The 14,612-nt window shown below is 62.4% G+C and carries 11 protein-coding genes and 1 tRNA gene; 7 read left to right on the top strand and 5 right to left on the bottom strand.

All coding sequences use genetic code 11. The features are described 5' to 3' along the window. Nucleotides 1–47: 47 nt before the first annotated feature. Genes ACTIF6_RS19935 through ACTIF6_RS19920 form a run of 4 tightly spaced genes read right to left on the bottom strand, consistent with a single transcriptional unit; the run spans nucleotide 48 to nucleotide 5,546 of the window. Nucleotides 48–1,655 carry an ABC transporter ATP-binding protein gene (locus tag ACTIF6_RS19935; RefSeq protein WP_439589675.1) on the bottom strand — a complete coding sequence of 536 codons (1,608 nt, stop codon included), beginning with the start codon at nucleotides 1,653–1,655 and terminating at the stop codon, nucleotides 48–50. Then, complete coding sequence (locus ACTIF6_RS19930) at nucleotides 1,652–2,689, bottom strand: ABC transporter permease (RefSeq protein WP_439589674.1); 1,038 nt, start codon at nucleotides 2,687–2,689, stop codon at nucleotides 1,652–1,654. Before ACTIF6_RS19930 ends, ACTIF6_RS19935 begins: the two co-directional genes overlap by 4 nt. Further along, nucleotides 2,689–3,717, bottom strand: coding sequence for a microcin C ABC transporter permease YejB (locus ACTIF6_RS19925; RefSeq protein ID WP_439589673.1), 1,029 nt, complete (start codon nucleotides 3,715–3,717; stop codon nucleotides 2,689–2,691). The genes ACTIF6_RS19930 and ACTIF6_RS19925 overlap by 1 nt, the downstream gene beginning before the upstream one ends. A gap of 5 nt (nucleotides 3,718–3,722) precedes the next feature. Then, nucleotides 3,723–5,546, bottom strand: coding sequence for an extracellular solute-binding protein (locus ACTIF6_RS19920; RefSeq protein ID WP_439589763.1), 1,824 nt, complete (start codon nucleotides 5,544–5,546; stop codon nucleotides 3,723–3,725). 81 nt (nucleotides 5,547–5,627) lie between these two features. Here ACTIF6_RS19920 and fabI point away from each other — a divergent pair, with 81 nt between their 5' ends. Continuing rightward, nucleotides 5,628–6,425: an enoyl-ACP reductase FabI gene (gene fabI, locus ACTIF6_RS19915; RefSeq protein ID WP_439589672.1), complete on the top strand. Its 798-nt coding sequence runs from the start codon at nucleotides 5,628–5,630 to the stop codon at nucleotides 6,423–6,425. An 8-nt stretch (nucleotides 6,426–6,433) separates the two neighbouring features. After that, complete coding sequence (locus ACTIF6_RS19910; RefSeq protein WP_439589671.1) at nucleotides 6,434–7,300, top strand: DNA ligase; 867 nt, start codon at nucleotides 6,434–6,436, stop codon at nucleotides 7,298–7,300. Nucleotides 7,301–7,312: 12 nt separating this feature from the next. On the opposite strand, the gene ACTIF6_RS19905 is transcribed toward ACTIF6_RS19910, so the two are convergent. Further along, entirely contained in the window at nucleotides 7,313–9,586 is a 2,274-nt protein-coding gene (locus ACTIF6_RS19905; protein WP_439589670.1) for an Orn/Lys/Arg decarboxylase N-terminal domain-containing protein, read from the bottom strand. Nucleotides 9,587–9,820: 234 nt separating this feature from the next. Here ACTIF6_RS19905 and ACTIF6_RS19900 point away from each other — a divergent pair, with 234 nt between their 5' ends. The 5 genes from ACTIF6_RS19900 (at nucleotide 9,821) to ACTIF6_RS19880 (ending at nucleotide 13,165) form a co-directional block, all read left to right on the top strand. Continuing rightward, nucleotides 9,821–10,246 carry an NfeD family protein gene (locus tag ACTIF6_RS19900; protein ID WP_439589669.1) on the top strand — a complete coding sequence of 142 codons (426 nt, stop codon included), beginning with the start codon at nucleotides 9,821–9,823 and terminating at the stop codon, nucleotides 10,244–10,246. A 57-nt stretch (nucleotides 10,247–10,303) separates the two neighbouring features. Next, on the top strand, nucleotides 10,304–11,218 hold the full coding sequence (locus ACTIF6_RS19895) for an SPFH domain-containing protein (protein WP_439589668.1): 915 nt from the start codon (nucleotides 10,304–10,306) through the stop codon (nucleotides 11,216–11,218). Nucleotides 11,219–11,238: 20 nt separating this feature from the next. Beyond that, on the top strand, nucleotides 11,239–11,631 hold the full coding sequence (locus tag ACTIF6_RS19890) for a DUF2237 family protein (protein ID WP_439589667.1): 393 nt from the start codon (nucleotides 11,239–11,241) through the stop codon (nucleotides 11,629–11,631). Between the two features lie 34 nt (nucleotides 11,632–11,665). After that, a tRNA-Ser gene (locus ACTIF6_RS19885) sits at nucleotides 11,666–11,755 on the top strand. 195 nt (nucleotides 11,756–11,950) lie between these two features. Next, nucleotides 11,951–13,165: a tyrosine-type recombinase/integrase gene (locus tag ACTIF6_RS19880; RefSeq protein WP_439589666.1), complete on the top strand. Its 1,215-nt coding sequence runs from the start codon at nucleotides 11,951–11,953 to the stop codon at nucleotides 13,163–13,165. The last annotated feature ends 1,447 nt before the right edge of the window (nucleotides 13,166–14,612 follow it).

Below are 14,612 nucleotides of genomic sequence, written 5' to 3'. Positions count from 1 at the left end.
TCCGCACCCGAGCCGGGCGACTGACGCAGATCAAGCAGTGGATGGACTCAGGCCGCTGCCTGCACCAGCACTCGCGTATAGGGATGCGCCGGGGCCTGAAGCACCTGCTGGACGTCGCCGCTCTCCACCACAGCGCCGTCCTTCATCACCACGACATGGTGTGCCATGGCACGGATGACGTCCACGTCGTGCGTGATCAACAGGTAGCTCAGCCCCCGCTCGCGCTGCAGGCGCTGCAGCAAGGCGAGCACCTGTTTCTGCACGGTCACGTCCAGCGCACTGGTGGGCTCGTCCAGCACCAGCAGGCTGGGTTCGACGATAAGGGCACGCGCAATGGCCAGGCGCTGGCGCTGCCCGCCGGAGAACTCATGCGGGTAACGCTGGAGCCAGTCGCCACCCCGGGCGGGGTCATCCACCAATCCCACGTCGGCCAGCGCGCGCACCACACGTTCGCGCCGCTCGCCCACCGAAAGGCCGGGCTGGTGCACCAGCAGGCCTTCGCCCACGATCTGCTCGATGGTCATGCGCGGCGACAGGGAAGAGAAAGGGTCCTGGAACACCACCTGGATGCGCTGGCGCAGTGTGCGCAGTTGCCCGCGTTGTTTCGCCACTTGCCAGTCGGTGCCCGTCACGCTCAGGTTGCCCTGGTGCGGCAACAGGCCCAGCGCAGCCAGCGCCAGGGTGGATTTGCCCGACCCGGACTCGCCGATCACGCCCAGCGTCTGGCCGGGTGCAATATCCAGATCGGCGCCCTGCACCGCGACGAACTCGCCTTTCTTGAACCAGCCTCGCAGGCCTTGCAGCGGCACCGGGTAAACCACCCGCAACCCGCGCGCCCTGAGCACCGGATCGGCATCGGGTGCGGATCGCTTTTCCACCACGTCTCGCTCCGGCTTGCTGGCCAGCAGCATGCGGGTGTAGCGGTGCTGGGGCGCATCGAACACCTCGGCCACCACGCCCTGCTCCACCAGGTGCCCTTGCTCCATCACCGCCACGCGGTCGGCGAAACGGCGCACCAGGTTCAGGTCGTGCGTGATGAGCAGGACCGCCATACCGTGCTGACGCTGCAGGTCGGCCAGCAGATCCAGGATCTGCCCGCGCAGGCTCACATCCAGCGCGGTGGTGGGCTCATCGGCCAGCAACAGCTTGGGCGCGCTGGCCAGGGCCATGGCGATCATGGCGCGCTGGCGCTGGCCGCCGCTCAGCTGGTGAGGGAACGCGTTGGCCCGGCGCGCCGGCTCTGGAATGCCGGTGGACGCCAGCAGCTCGACGGTCGCCGCCATCGCCTGGCGCAGCGTGAGGCCCTTCTTGAGTTGCAACACCTCGCCGATCTGGTCACCCACGGTGTAGAGCGGGTTGAGCGCGCTCATGGGTTCCTGGAAGACGATGGCCACTTCGTCGCCCCGCACCCCGCGGAGCTGGTGCTCCGTCATGGCGAGCAGGTCGCGCCCGTTCAGCAGGGCCGCGCCAGTGACATGGGCGTTGTGCACCAGGCGCAGCAGCGAGAGTGCCGAGACGGTCTTGCCCGAGCCGGATTCGCCGACCAAGGCAAGCTTCTCGCCCGCCTTGATGGAAAAGTCGATGCCGTGAACGACCTGCTGGCCGCCGAACGAGACGCGCAAGTCCCTGACTTCCAGCAAAGGCTCGTTGCTCATTTGTCGGCCTTTCGAGGATCGAGCGCGTCACGAAGTGCGTCTCCCATGAAGGTGAGCAACAGCAGCGTCATGACCAGCACCGCAAAGGTGGACAGCGAGATCCACCAGGCGTCGATGTTGTTCTTCCCTTGGCTGAGCAGTTCGCCCAGCGACGGCGTGCCGGGCGGCACGCCCAGGCCGAGGAAGTCGAGCGAGGTCAGTGCCAGGATGGCCGCACTCATGCGAAACGGCAGGAAGGTCACCACCGGCGTGAGGCTGTTGGGCAGCACGTGGCGCCAGATGATCTGCCAGTTGGACAAGCCCATGGCGCGCGCCGCGCGCACGTAGTCGAGCTGGCGGTTGCGCAGGAACTCGGCGCGCACGTAGTCCGACAGGCCCATCCAGCCGAACAGGCTGAGCAGGATCAGCAGCAGGCTGATGCTCGGTGCGAACACCGCCGAGAAGATGATGAGCAGGTAAAGCTCGGGCATGGAGCCCCATATCTCGATGAAGCGCTGGAAAGCGAGGTCGGTCTTGCCGCCGAAGAAACCTTGGATGGCACCGGTGACTACGCCGAGCACCACGCCAATGAACGTCAGCGCCAGCGCGAACAGCACACTCACGCGGAACCCGTAGATCAGTTGCGCCAGCAGGTCGCGACCACGGTCGTCGGTGCCGAACAGGTTGTCGCGAGTGGGTGGTGAGGGGTTGGGCAGCCTGGCGAAGTAGTTCAGCGTCTGCGGTCCGTAGGGATTGGGTGCGTACAGCGCCCAGTTGTCACCCCTGGAAAGCTGTTCTCGGATGAAGGGGTCGAGGTAGTCCGTGGGCGTGTCGAAATCGCCACCGAACACCGTTTCCGCGTGGTCCTTGACCATCGGAAAGTAGGTCGTTCCCTCGTAACGGACGATCAGCGGCCGGTCGTTGGAGAGCACCTCGGCCAGCAGGCTGCCGACCACGAGAACGCAGAAGAGGACCAGGCTCCAGTAACCCAGGCGATTTCGCCTGAAGCGTTGCCACGCGCGACGGCCCGGGCTGAGCGAGGTGCGCGCTGCCATCAGTCGAACTTCACGCGCGGGTCGACCCACACGTAGCAGAGGTCGGAAATCAGCTTCGTCACCAGCCCGATGAGCGTGAAGAAGAACAACGTGCCGAGCACCACGGGGTAGTCACGCCGGATCACGCTCTCGTAGCTCAGCAGGCCCAGGCCATCGAGCGAGAACAGCGTCTCGATGAGCAGCGAGCCCGCAAAAAAGGCACCGATGAAGGCCGCCGGGAAACCGGTGACGATGGGAATGAGCGCGTTGCGAAAAATGTGCTTCCACAGCACCTGTCGTTCCGACAACCCCTTGGCGCGGGCCGTCATCACGTATTGCTTGCGGATTTCCTCCAGGAACGCGTTCTTGGTGAGCATGGCGGTCACCGCAAAACTCCCCAGCACCATGGCCGTCACCGGCAGGGTGATGTGCCAGAGGTAGTCCACGATGCGCGCCCCCCAGCTCAGTTCTTCCCAGTTCGCAGATGTCAGCCCGCGCAGCGGAAACCACTGAAGTTGTCCACCAAAAATGACCAGCAATGCCACGCCCAGCACGAAGCCCGGAATGGCGTAACCGACGAGCACCAGCAAGGTGGTAACCAGATCGAACCGGGAGCCCGCCCGCACCGCCTTGGCAACACCCAGTGGCACCGCCACGCCGTAGCTGATGAGGAAGGTCCACAAGCCGAGCGTGATCGAGACGGGCAGCTTCTCCATGATCAGCTCGGACACGGCTTTGTTCTGGAAGAAGCTCGTGCCCAGGTCGAAGCGGGCGAACTGCCCGACCATCTGGAAGAAGCGCTCGTGCGCAGGCTTGTCGAAACCGTAGAGCGCCTTGATCTGCTCGATGCGCTGCGGGTCCACGCCCTGCGCACCCCGGTAGACCGATCCACCCTCGGCACCGGCGGCACCAGCGCCAGCGCGTGCCTCCGCCAGGTACTGGTCGACCGGACCACCCGGCACGAACTGGATCACCACGAACGTCAGGAGCAGCACCCCGAACAGGGTCGGGATCATGAGCAGCAGGCGCTTGAGGATGTAGATCCACATGGTGTTCAGTGCTTCGCGGTGGCTGGGTCCTGAGCCCACCAGGTATCGATGGCCCAGGTCTCGCCGGACGCGTACGGTGGCATGTCTTTCGGCCTGCCCAGCCGCCAGGCGTTGTAGGCCATGCGATGCGTGGTCGCGGTCCACTGAGGAATGAGGTAGTGGCTGTGGCTGATGACGCGATCGAGCGCGCGACAGGCGGCCAGGAAAGCGGGCTGCGTGCTGGCAGCGGTCATGCGCGAGATGAGCGAATCGACCGCCGGGCTGGCCACACCCGCGAAGTTGCCCGAATCCTCCGTCTTCGCCGCCTGGCTGCCGAACAGGTCCGCGTACTCGGAACCGGGGTTGTTCGTGCCCTGGTAGTTGATGGAGATGATGTCGAAATCGAACGTGCGCAGGCGCTGCTGGTAGAGCGCGAAATCCACCGGGCGGAAACGCAGCTCGACGCCGAGCTTCTTCAGATTCCGTATCCAGGGCGACACCACCCTGGCGCCGGTTTCGTTGCTGTCAAGGTACTCCAGCACCATCGGTCTGCCTTGGGCATTTCGCAATTGGCCGTTCTGCACCGTCCAGCCCGCCTCGCGCAGTTTGGCCTGTGCCTGCCGCAGGTTGCCACGCAGGGAATTCTCGCCATCGGTGCGTGGTGGCCGGTACATCGGGCCGAAAACCGCCGGCGGCAACTGCTTGCGCCAGGGTTCCAGCAGCGCCAGTTCCTCAGGCGCTGGAGTGCCCTGGGGAGCGCAATCGGTGTTGCCAAACAGACCCTGCACGCGCTGGTATGCGTTGTAGAACATCTGCCGGTTCATCCACTCGTAGTCCATGGCCATGCCCAACGCCTCGCGCACGCGCATGTCGTCCAGCGGCGGACGGCGCGAGTTGAGCACATAGCTCTGGAAGCCCATGGGCAGGCGGTGCGTGAACTCGCCCTTGACCAGCTCGCCGGTGTCGAAACGCTTTCCGTTGACGCGGCGTGCCCAGTCGCCCGCCGAGAAGAAGCGCATCAGGTCGAACTCGCCCGCCTTGAGCGCTTCCAGCCGCGCGGTGTTGTCCTTGTAGATCTTGACGGTGATGCGATCGAAGTTGGCGGTGCCACGGCGCACCGGCAGGTCGCGCGCCCAGTAGGCGGGATCGCGAACGTAGGTGATGTCTTTGCCGAACTGCACTGGCCCGATCTTGTAGGGCCCACTGCCGATGGGAAGGTCCATCACCACTTGATCGAAGGTCTTGCGCTGACCGGTTTTTGGATCAGGCGCATTGCCCCACGCCCGGCTGAACACTGGCAACCCGCCCACCACCAGCGGCAGTTCGCGGTTGGGCAGTTTGAATCGGTAGCGTACGGTGCGCTCGTTGATCACGTCCAGCCCGGCCACGTCCTGCAACACGGTCTTGTAGGCCGGCGATGTGTGCGGCCCCATGAGGATGTCAAACGTGTGCTTCACATCGGCGGCCAGCACCGGATCGCCATTGTGAAAGCGCGCGGTGTCGCGCAGCTTGAACGTGATCGACAGGCCGTCGGGCGCCGCGCTCACATCCTCGGCGAGCAGGCCATAACCCGCCCCGTTCTCGTCCAGCGCACCCGCCAGCAGCGAGTCGAACATCAGGTTGGACAGGTACGCCGGTGCGCTGCCGCGCATGGTGAATGGGTTGTACTTGTCGAAAGTGGAGGTGCGCAGATTGCTCACCAGCCGGATTTCTCCGCCCTTGGGCGCCGTGGGGTTCACATAGTCAAAATGCGTGAACCCATCGGGGTACTTGAGCTGACCCCAGAGCGCATAGCCGTGGGCCGCCAGGGCTTGTGGACTCCACAGGATCAGCAGCGCAGCCACAGGCATTGCTGCGAGGTGGTGGCTGAGGCGCGTGGAGGAAAGGTGCATGCGACAATTCTGCTGGATTTTTCAACGGAGTTTTCAATCATGGGTTTTCTCGCTGGCAAGAAGCTGCTGATCACGGGCGTGCTGTCCAACCGTTCCATCGCCTACGGCATTGCCAGGGCCTGCCACCAGCAAGGCGCTGAGCTCGCGTTCAGCTACGTGGGGGAGCGCTTCAAGGACCGCATCACCGAGTTCGCCGCCGACTTCGACTCCAAGCTCATCTTTGACTGCGACGTGGGTGACGACGCGCAAATCGAGAAGATGTTTGCCGACCTCGCGCAGACCTGGCCCAAGTTCGATGGCTTTGTGCACAGTATCGGCTTTGCGCCACGCGAGGCCATCGCAGGCGATTTCCTCGAGGGCCTTTCCCGCGAAGCTTTCCGCATCGCGCACGACATCAGCGCCTACAGCTTCCCCGGCATGGCCAAGGCCGCCCTGCCCTATCTCAACGAAAAGGCTTCCCTGCTCACTCTGAGCTACATGGGTGCCATCCGCGTCGTGCCCAACTACAACACCATGGGCCTGGCCAAGGCCAGCCTGGAGGCATCGGTGCGCTACCTGGCGGAATCGATGGGGCCCATGGGCATGCGGGTCAACGGCATCAGCGCCGGCCCGATCAAGACCCTCGCCGCCAGCGGCATCAAGGATTTCAGCAAGCTGCTCAACCTGGTCGCGAGCGCGGCCCCGATCCGGCGCAACGTGACGATTGACGAGGTAGGCAACGTCGCCGCCTTCCTCCTGTCCGACCTGGCTTCGGGCGTGTCGGCCGAGATCACCTATGTGGACGGAGGCTACGCCCAGACCACGGGCGTGAGTCGCGACAGCCAGTCGATGCTCTGACACGGCGCATGCGCCTGACAAGACGCGAGCTGCTGGGGCGGCTGGGTGCCGCCGTGGTCGCGGCCACCCTGCCCTGCGGCGCGCTGGCCGGACCTGCACCTGCCTTGTTGCTGGCAGGTGTCTACAGGCCGGGCATTGCGCTCGATGCCTACTGGCTCAGCGAAAAATACGATGGCCTGCGAGCACGCTGGGATGGGCAGCGGTTCGTTACGCGCGGCGGCGAAACCATCGCGGTGCCCGCCTGGTTCACGGCGGGCTGGCCCGCGACGCCACTGGACGGTGAGCTTTGGGCTGGACGTGGCCGTTTCGAGGAGGCGCTCTCCACCGTTCGCCGGCAGACACCCGAAGACGCCGCCTGGCGGCGCATCCGGTTCATGGTGTTCGACCTGCCCGACCATCCCGGCCCCTTCACCGAACGCATTGCCGCGTACCACGGCGTGGTGCAGCAGATCGACCAGGCCTGGGTGCAGGCCGTCAAGCAGGAACGCGTGGCCAGCCACGCTGCGCTGATGACAAGGCTGGACCGCATGGTGAAGGATGGCGGCGAAGGCCTGATGCTGCATCGGGGTGACGCGCCTTACCGGGCGGTGCGCGACGACACCCTGCTCAAGGTGAAGACCCACGAGGACGCCGAGGCGCGTGTGGTCGCGCACCTGCCTGGCCAAGGTCGCCATGAGGGCCGCATGGGCGCGCTGCTGGTGGAAACAGCTGCAGGCATCCGTTTCCGACTGGGCACGGGCTTCACCGATGCCCAGCGTGAACGCCCACCCGCCATCGGCGAGTGGGTGACCTACCGCTTCCGCGGCCTGAGCGCTGCGGGTGTGCCGCGGTTTGCCAGCTTCATGCGGGTGCGTCCGGACGCACCCGCCCGCTGACCCGCAGCCGTCTCAGGCCTTGACGCAATCTGCGAAGTAGGATTTGCGCCCGTCCAGATCCACCACCTCCACCAGGCCGTGGATGTCGGTCTCGAAGCCTGGGCACTGCACGTTGAACTCGCGCGCGAACTTGAGGTAATCCACGATCTTCTTGTTGAACACCTCGCCGGGAATCAGCAAGGGAATGCCAGGCGGATACGGTGTGACCAGGCTGGTCGTGATGCGGCCCTCAAGCGCATCGATGGGCACGCGCTCCGTGGTGCGTTGCGCGATGTGCGCAAACGCATCGCTCGGTTTCATCGCCGGGGTGAGGTCGCTCAGGTACATCTCTGTCGTGAGGCGCGCGATGTCGTAGCGGGCATAGAGCTCGTGCACGTGCTGGCACAGGTCTCGCAGGCCCATCTGCTCGTAACGCGGGTGCTTCTGGCAGAACTCGGGCAGGATGCGCCACATCGGCTGGTTCTTGGCGTAGTCGTCCTTGAACTGCTGCAGCGCGGTGAGCAAGGTGTTCCAGCGGCCCTTGGTGATGCCGATGGTGAACATGATGAAGAAGCTGTAGAGGCCAGTCTTCTCCACCACCACGCCGTGTTCGGCGAGAAACTTGGTGACGATGGACGCCGGAATGCCTTCGGGTTCAAAGCGCCCGTCCAGGTTCAGACCGGGGGTGACGATGGTCGCCTTGATCGGGTCAAGCATGTTGAAGCTCGGTGCCATGTCGCCAAAGCCGTGCCAGTCCTTTCCGCCGGGCGCGTCGTTCGGATTGAGCATCCAGTCGCGCGTCTCGCCCATGCCTTCTTCGGCCAGATCGTCCGGGCCCCACACTTTGAACCACCAGTCGTCGTCGCCAAACTCGGCTTCGATCTTGCGCATGGCGCGGCGGAAATCGAGCGCTTCGAAGATGCTCTCCTCCACCAGCGCGCGGCCACCGGGTGGCTCCATCATCGCCGCGGCCACATCGCAACTGGCGATGATGGCGTACTGCGGACTGGTGCTGGTGTGCATCAGGTAGGCCTCGTTGAAGAGGTGGCGATCGAGCTTGACGTTCTGCGAATCCTGCACCAGCACATGGCTGGCCTGGCTGATGCCCGCCAGCAGTTTGTGGATGGACTGGGTGGAATACACCACCGACTCCAGCGGCCGAGCGCGCTTCTTGCCCATGGCGTGGAAGTTGCCATAGAACGGATGGAAGGCCGCGTGCGGCAGCCAGGCTTCGTCGAAGTGCAGATTGGCCACGTAGCCGTCCAGCATCTCCTTGATGGCTTCGGTGTTGTAGAGCACACCGTCGTAGGTGGACTGGGTAAGCGTGAGCACACGCGGCTTCACCGACTGCGCGTCTATTCCCGCGAGCAGCGGATTGGCGCGGATCTTGGCCTGAATGGCCTCGATCTCGAACTCGCTCTGCGGAATGGGGCCGATGATGCCGTAGTGGTTGCGGGTGGGCTTGAGGAAAACGGGAATTGCCCCCGTCATGATGATGCTGTGCAGGATGGATTTGTGGCAGTTGCGGTCCACCACCACCACATCACCCGGCGCCACGGTGTGGTGCCACACCATCTTGTTGCTCGTGCTGGTGCCATTGGTCACAAAGAAGCAGTGGTCGGCGTTGAAGATGCGTGCAGCGTTGCGCTCGCTCGCGCCGATGGCGCCGTTGTGGTCCAGCAGCTGACCCAGTTCTTCCACCGCATTGCACACATCGGCGCGCAGCATGTTTTCGCCAAAGAACTGGTGGAACATCTGACCCACCGGACTCTTGAGGAAGGCGACGCCGCCCGAGTGACCCGGGCAGTGCCACGAATAGGAACCGTCTTCTGCGTAGTCGAGCAGGGCCTTGAAGAACGGCGGCTGGATGCCTTCGAGATAACTCTTGGCCTCGCGAATGATGTGGCGTGCCACGAACTCGGGCGTGTCCTCGAACATGTGGATGAAGCCGTGCAGCTCGCGCAGGATGTCGTTGGGCAGGTGGCGACTGGTCTTCGTTTCGCCGTAGATGTAGATCGGCACGTCGGCGTTCTTGCGACGCACTTCATCAATGAAGTTGCGAAGATTGAGGACCACCGGATCGGTGTCCTCGCCGACGCTGAACTCCTCGTCGTCGATGGAGAGAATGAAGGCACTCGCGCGGCTCTGCTGCTGGGCGAACTGGCTCATGTCTCCGTAGCTGGTGACGCCGACCACTTCGAAGCCCTCGGCCTCAATGGCCTGCGCCAGTGCGCGAATGCCCAGGCCCGAGGTGTTCTCGGAGCGGAAATCCTCGTCGATGATGACGATGGGAAAACGGAATTTCATGCAGATCTCCAGCCGCGACCTACGGCCAACCGAAAGAAAGATGCCAGGGGAGAAACCCCAACGACGGCAAAACAGGCGCGAAGTGTACGGAAAACGTGTGGCGGCTCGCGGCGCCCGCCGGTCTTTTTGTCGCAGAATGTGGCGCTGACCAGACAATAGCATCCGCCGTGGAGGACGGACGTGCATCCGAATGGCCCAGTTCCTGAATCAAGACAACAAAAGAAAGGTGCCTGAATGGCGGAATCAACCTTGTGGTGGCTGCTGGCGGGCTCGGCCGTAGCACTCGAACTATTCACCGGCACGTTCTACCTGCTCATGCTTGCGGTGGGCATGGTGGCTGCCGCACTGGCCGCCCATGCGGGTGCCGGCACCACCGTGCAGCTCATCGTGGCGGCCATCGTTGGTTCGGCCGCTGTCGTGGCCTGGTACCTCGTCAAGAAGCGCCGTGATGGCGATCCTTCGGTGCGTTCCATGCGCAGCGTCAACCTCGACGTGGGCGAAGTGATTCAGATCGATGAATGGAACCCTGACGGCACCGCGAGCGTCAAATACCGGGGCGCACAATGGACCGTGATCCAGCGCCCCGGCAATGCACCCACTCCCGGCACCTACCGCGTCGCCGAACTCGTGGGCAACCGGCTGCTGGTGGACAAGGTCTAGTACCTGCCATCGCACCGATCCGATCCCTGCAACCCATCAAAAAAGAACTGCGCCATCATGGAAATCGCCATCATCCTCGTCGTCATTGCCGCCATCTTCATTGCCCGATCTGTCAAGGTCGTACCCCAACAGAACGCCTGGGTGGTGGAGCGGCTGGGCAAGTACAACGCCTCACTGGCCCCCGGTCTGAACTTTCTGGTGCCCTTCATTGACAAGGTGGCCTACAAGCACAGCCTGAAGGAAATTCCACTGGACGTGCCCAGCCAGGTCTGCATCACACGCGACAACACCCAGTTGCAGGTCGATGGCATTCTGTATTTTCAGGTGACCGACCCCATGCGCGCCAGTTACGGGTCGTCCAACTACATCGTCGCCGTCACCCAACTCGCCCAGACCTCGTTGCGCTCGGTCATCGGCAAACTGGAGCTCGACAAGACGTTTGAAGAGCGCGACATCATCAACGCCCAAGTGGTGCACGCCATCGACGAAGCTGCGCTGAACTGGGGCGTGAAAGTGCTGCGCTACGAAATCAAGGATCTGACGCCACCCAAGGAGATCCTGCTGGCCATGCAGGCACAGATCACCGCCGAACGCGAGAAGCGCGCCTTGATCGCCGCTTCCGAAGGCCGTCGCCAGGAGCAGATCAACATCGCCACCGGCGAACGCGAGGCTTTCATCGCTCGCTCCGAAGGTGAAAAACAGGCCGAGATCAACAACGCGCAGGGTGAAGCCGCCGCCATCCTCGCCGTGGCCGAAGCCACGGCCGAGGCCATTCGCAAAGTGGCCGATGCCATTCGCCAGCCCGGCGGGCAGGAAGCCGTGCAGCTCAAGGTGGCCGAGAAGGCCGTGGATGCCTATGGCAAGGTCGCTGCCGATGCCACCACCACGCTGATCGTGCCCAGCAACATGACCGAAGTGTCAGCACTCATCGCGTCCGCCATGAAGATGGTCGGTACGGGCAAGACGGTCTAATCATCTTCTATTGGTCCGGCATGACCACTTCGCGCAATGTGTTGGGTGGCAAGCTGCTGCCCTGCTCTTACGACCCACTGACGGGTTTCTACCGCGACGGCTGCTGTGAGACCGGCCCGGACGATCACGGCACTCACGTTGTCTGCGCGCGCGTCACGGCGGCATTTCTCGATTTTTCTCGCGAGCGTGGCAACGACCTCAGCACCCCGAGGCCCGAATGGCGCTTCGCCGGACTCAAACCTGGCGATCGCTGGTGTCTCTGTGTTCAGCGCTGGCTGGAGGCGCTGGCCGCTGACGTGGCGCCGCCCGTGGTGCTCGAGTGCACGAACGCTTCCGCTCTCGAGCAGGTGTCGCTGGAGGTGCTGCAGAAACACGCCTGGAGAAAAACCGCCGACGGCAGACGCCCCGCTTGAAGGCAACACTGCCTGCTACAATCGCTGGCTTCGCGGAGAGGTGGATGAGTGGTTTAAGTCGCACGCCTGGAAAGCGTGTGTGGGCTAATCCCCACCGCGGGTTCGAATCCCGCCCTCTCCGCCAGCTATCGGTCCAAAGACGTCCAAAAGCGTCCAGGACAACCCCCTAAAAGCCCCGTAAACACTAGCGTTACGGGGCTTTTTTGTTTTCCGGCGTCCAGAGACGTCCGTTGACAGCCAGATTTTTTTGGGGGTATGGTTGGGGTACTTTGGCGTCACTTTGGGGGTATCGGCCTCCAACTCCTCTATGGAACCCTAAATGCCCCTAACCGACACTGCAATCAAAAAGCTCAAAGCCAGTGACAAGCCCATGAAGGTCAGCGACGAGCGCGGCCTGTACTTACTAGTCAATCCCTCTGGCTCCAAACTCTGGCGTTGGAAGTTCCGGTTCGACGGCAAAGAAAAGGTCCTTCCCCTGGGACAGTACCCAGACACATCGCTGGCTCAGGCGCGGGAAGCGCGCGAAGATGCTCGTAAGCTGCTGGCCTTGGGCAATGACCCGATGGCTCAGCGCAAAGCCAAAAAAATCGCTCGCCGTCTGGCTATTGAAGACACCTTCGCAGCCATCGCCAAGAAGTGGTGGGAGAGCTGGAAGGCTGCTCGCAGCGACAGCCACACCCTGTATGTCTGGCGTCGCTTGGAGGCGGATATTTTTCCAGCCATCGGTGCGCGTCCCATAACGGAGATCGAGGCGCCGGAACTGGTGGCAATGATGAAGAAGATTGAAGAGCGTGGTGCCCTCGACATTGCTAAACGAGCGCTTCAGACCTGTTCGCAGATCTTCCGTTACGCCATCGCTCACGGGGCAGCCCAACGCAATCCTGCTGTGGATATACGACCCAGCGACGTGCTGGCCTCCCGCAAGAAGGAGAACTATGCACGGGTAGATGCCAAGGAACTACCCCAGTTGCTGCGCAAGATTGAGGTTTACAACGGCAGCACGATCACACGGGTAGCGATCAAACTGATGTCCATGACCTTCGTCCGCACCAAGGAGCTGATCGGCGCCCGATGGACAGAATTCGATCTAGACGCCGCACGCTGGGACATTCCTTCGGCGCGCATGAAGATGAAGACACCGCACATTGTCCCGTTGTCCACACAGGCCGTCACACTGCTCCGCAGCCTTCACACCCTCACGGGGCACAGTGCCCTGCTCTTCCCTGGCGAACGCGATCACGAAAAGCCCATGAGCAACAACACGATCCTAGGTGCCCTGGATCGCATGGGCTACGCTGGCCAAATGACTGGCCACGGATTCAGGGGAATTGCATCCACGCTTCTGCACGAGCAGGGCTGGCCGCATGAACACATCGAACTGCAGCTGGCCCATCAAGAGCGCAACCAGGTGAGCGCATCCTATAACCATGCCCTTTATCTCGTGCCCCGCGCGAAGATGATGCAGGCGTGGGCGGATTTTTTGGATGCGAGTATTGCAGGCAATGTGGTACCACTCCTACGGAAACTTGCGTAGCGCCAAGCGTCTAGATCGATAAAGATTATCGGGCCACCAGCTCCAACCGCGACCGTCACGACCGCAAAAGAGGACCTCTTGTTCCACCAATGACACCCGAAAGAATGCAGCCCTCAGATAACACCCGAGCAATCGCGCATTCAACTGAGCGACTAGTTCAATTAGCGGAAAGAGCGAACGACTATGGCGTTCTGCATGGCCCTCAAACCTCCTGGGAAGATCTGAAAGTATCGATTACTAGCTACGTTCAACAGGGAGGCCGTGCGAGAGACCTAGATGCGGGCGAGATCGGTGGCCGAGCAACCTTTCCGTCTGGGTACGACGGGCATCTCATGGCACCGATTCTTGCGATCGCCTACAGCCTCGAAGGGCTCGAAGCACTGAGACGCGGTGACCTAGATGGGGCCACCGAGTGCGTGGAACGCGGAACACACTGGGTCAGTTCCAATTTCCTGATTGATGCGCCAAGATCCAGATTCAGCGAACGTGGGAGAAAGGCGAGAAATAGTAGGACGGAGCGCTACTCACCTGTAAAAAAAATGGCTGCTCAACTTCTCATCACGGAGATGCCTGCAGGTGGTTGGGCCGACGAGGGCATCGCGATTAATTCTGTTTCGGACACGCTGACAGAGCATCATTCCAGGGAGGTTGAGCGCTGCGGCCTTAAGACCGAAAACCTCCCCCGGCTGATCCGACGTTGGATGAAATCAGCTCCGGAAGATTTTGTCATACCTGTGTGCCGGCCATAGTCACATACCCCAAGGCTCGGCGATAGCCAAGGCACTCGACCGCAATCTCAAGGCTGGGCAGCGCTCATCCGCCGCGCTGATGACGGGCCGCTGCTCGTCGAAAAACCGGTCTCTTCTCTGGCAGCCTGCGCGCAGGCTAGGGGATGGCCGCCGTTATTAGCCGGATCCCCACAGCGCGCATGAATGGGCACGACGCCTATCTGCGCGATGGATGGCACACCTGCCATCCATCGCGCCAGCTAGATCGGCGAGCTACTGCCAATCGCCGACAAGCCTGACAACGCATTCCCGAAAAGCCGGCCGCGTCCTGCGGTCAAGATGTGATGGTCGCGCACTTGCCGTGCTCCGACCGACAGAGGGCGCCAAGGCTGAATTGACGTCAAGCGCTCGAACTACCCGTAGCGGGTTCCACATGCCACTGGTGGACAGTTCATCCAAGAATGGGGGGAGTCCCGGCGCCTATTTGGTTGCAGTATTTTTTTACATCTAGCAGAAGAATCGCCTTGTTCAGCAACCTTTCCTACGATGCGCTCGTGTGCACACATGAACACGAAAACGCAACCAAGGAAACTAAATGGAAAAGCAAGTAACCCTCTCGTCAAACCTGTCCATCGAGGCTACGTGGGTATTCCGGACGACCGTGAACGGTGATTCCGGCAGATCGTGAACACCGATTCCGATTTATCGTGAACAGGGAT

Origin of the sequence: Hydrogenophaga sp., assembly GCF_051860785.1 — a bacterium.
In the GTDB taxonomy this organism is placed as follows: Bacteria; Pseudomonadota; Gammaproteobacteria; order Burkholderiales; family Burkholderiaceae_C; genus Hydrogenophaga.
Note: the sequence above shows the minus strand (reverse complement) of the source record. Positions and strands in the feature narration are given on the sequence as shown.

Excerpts from the sequence above, each read along its gene's own strand:
- ACTIF6_RS19935 (WP_439589675.1), bottom strand. The coding sequence starts at position 1,655 with ATGAGCAACGAGCCTTTGCTGGAAGTCAGGGACTTGCGCGTCTCGTTC.
- ACTIF6_RS19930 (WP_439589674.1), bottom strand. The coding sequence starts at position 2,689 with ATGGCAGCGCGCACCTCGCTCAGCCCGGGCCGTCGCGCGTGGCAACGC.
- ACTIF6_RS19925 (WP_439589673.1), bottom strand. The coding sequence starts at position 3,717 with ATGTGGATCTACATCCTCAAGCGCCTGCTGCTCATGATCCCGACCCTG.
- ACTIF6_RS19920 (WP_439589763.1), bottom strand. The coding sequence starts at position 5,546 with ATGCCTGTGGCTGCGCTGCTGATCCTGTGGAGTCCACAAGCCCTGGCG.
- fabI (WP_439589672.1), top strand. The coding sequence starts at position 5,628 with ATGGGTTTTCTCGCTGGCAAGAAGCTGCTGATCACGGGCGTGCTGTCC.
- ACTIF6_RS19910 (WP_439589671.1), top strand. The coding sequence starts at position 6,434 with ATGCGCCTGACAAGACGCGAGCTGCTGGGGCGGCTGGGTGCCGCCGTG.
- ACTIF6_RS19905 (WP_439589670.1), bottom strand. The coding sequence starts at position 9,586 with ATGAAATTCCGTTTTCCCATCGTCATCATCGACGAGGATTTCCGCTCC.
- ACTIF6_RS19900 (WP_439589669.1), top strand. The coding sequence starts at position 9,821 with ATGGCGGAATCAACCTTGTGGTGGCTGCTGGCGGGCTCGGCCGTAGCA.
- ACTIF6_RS19895 (WP_439589668.1), top strand. The coding sequence starts at position 10,304 with ATGGAAATCGCCATCATCCTCGTCGTCATTGCCGCCATCTTCATTGCC.
- ACTIF6_RS19890 (WP_439589667.1), top strand. The coding sequence starts at position 11,239 with ATGACCACTTCGCGCAATGTGTTGGGTGGCAAGCTGCTGCCCTGCTCT.
- ACTIF6_RS19880 (WP_439589666.1), top strand. The coding sequence starts at position 11,951 with ATGCCCCTAACCGACACTGCAATCAAAAAGCTCAAAGCCAGTGACAAG.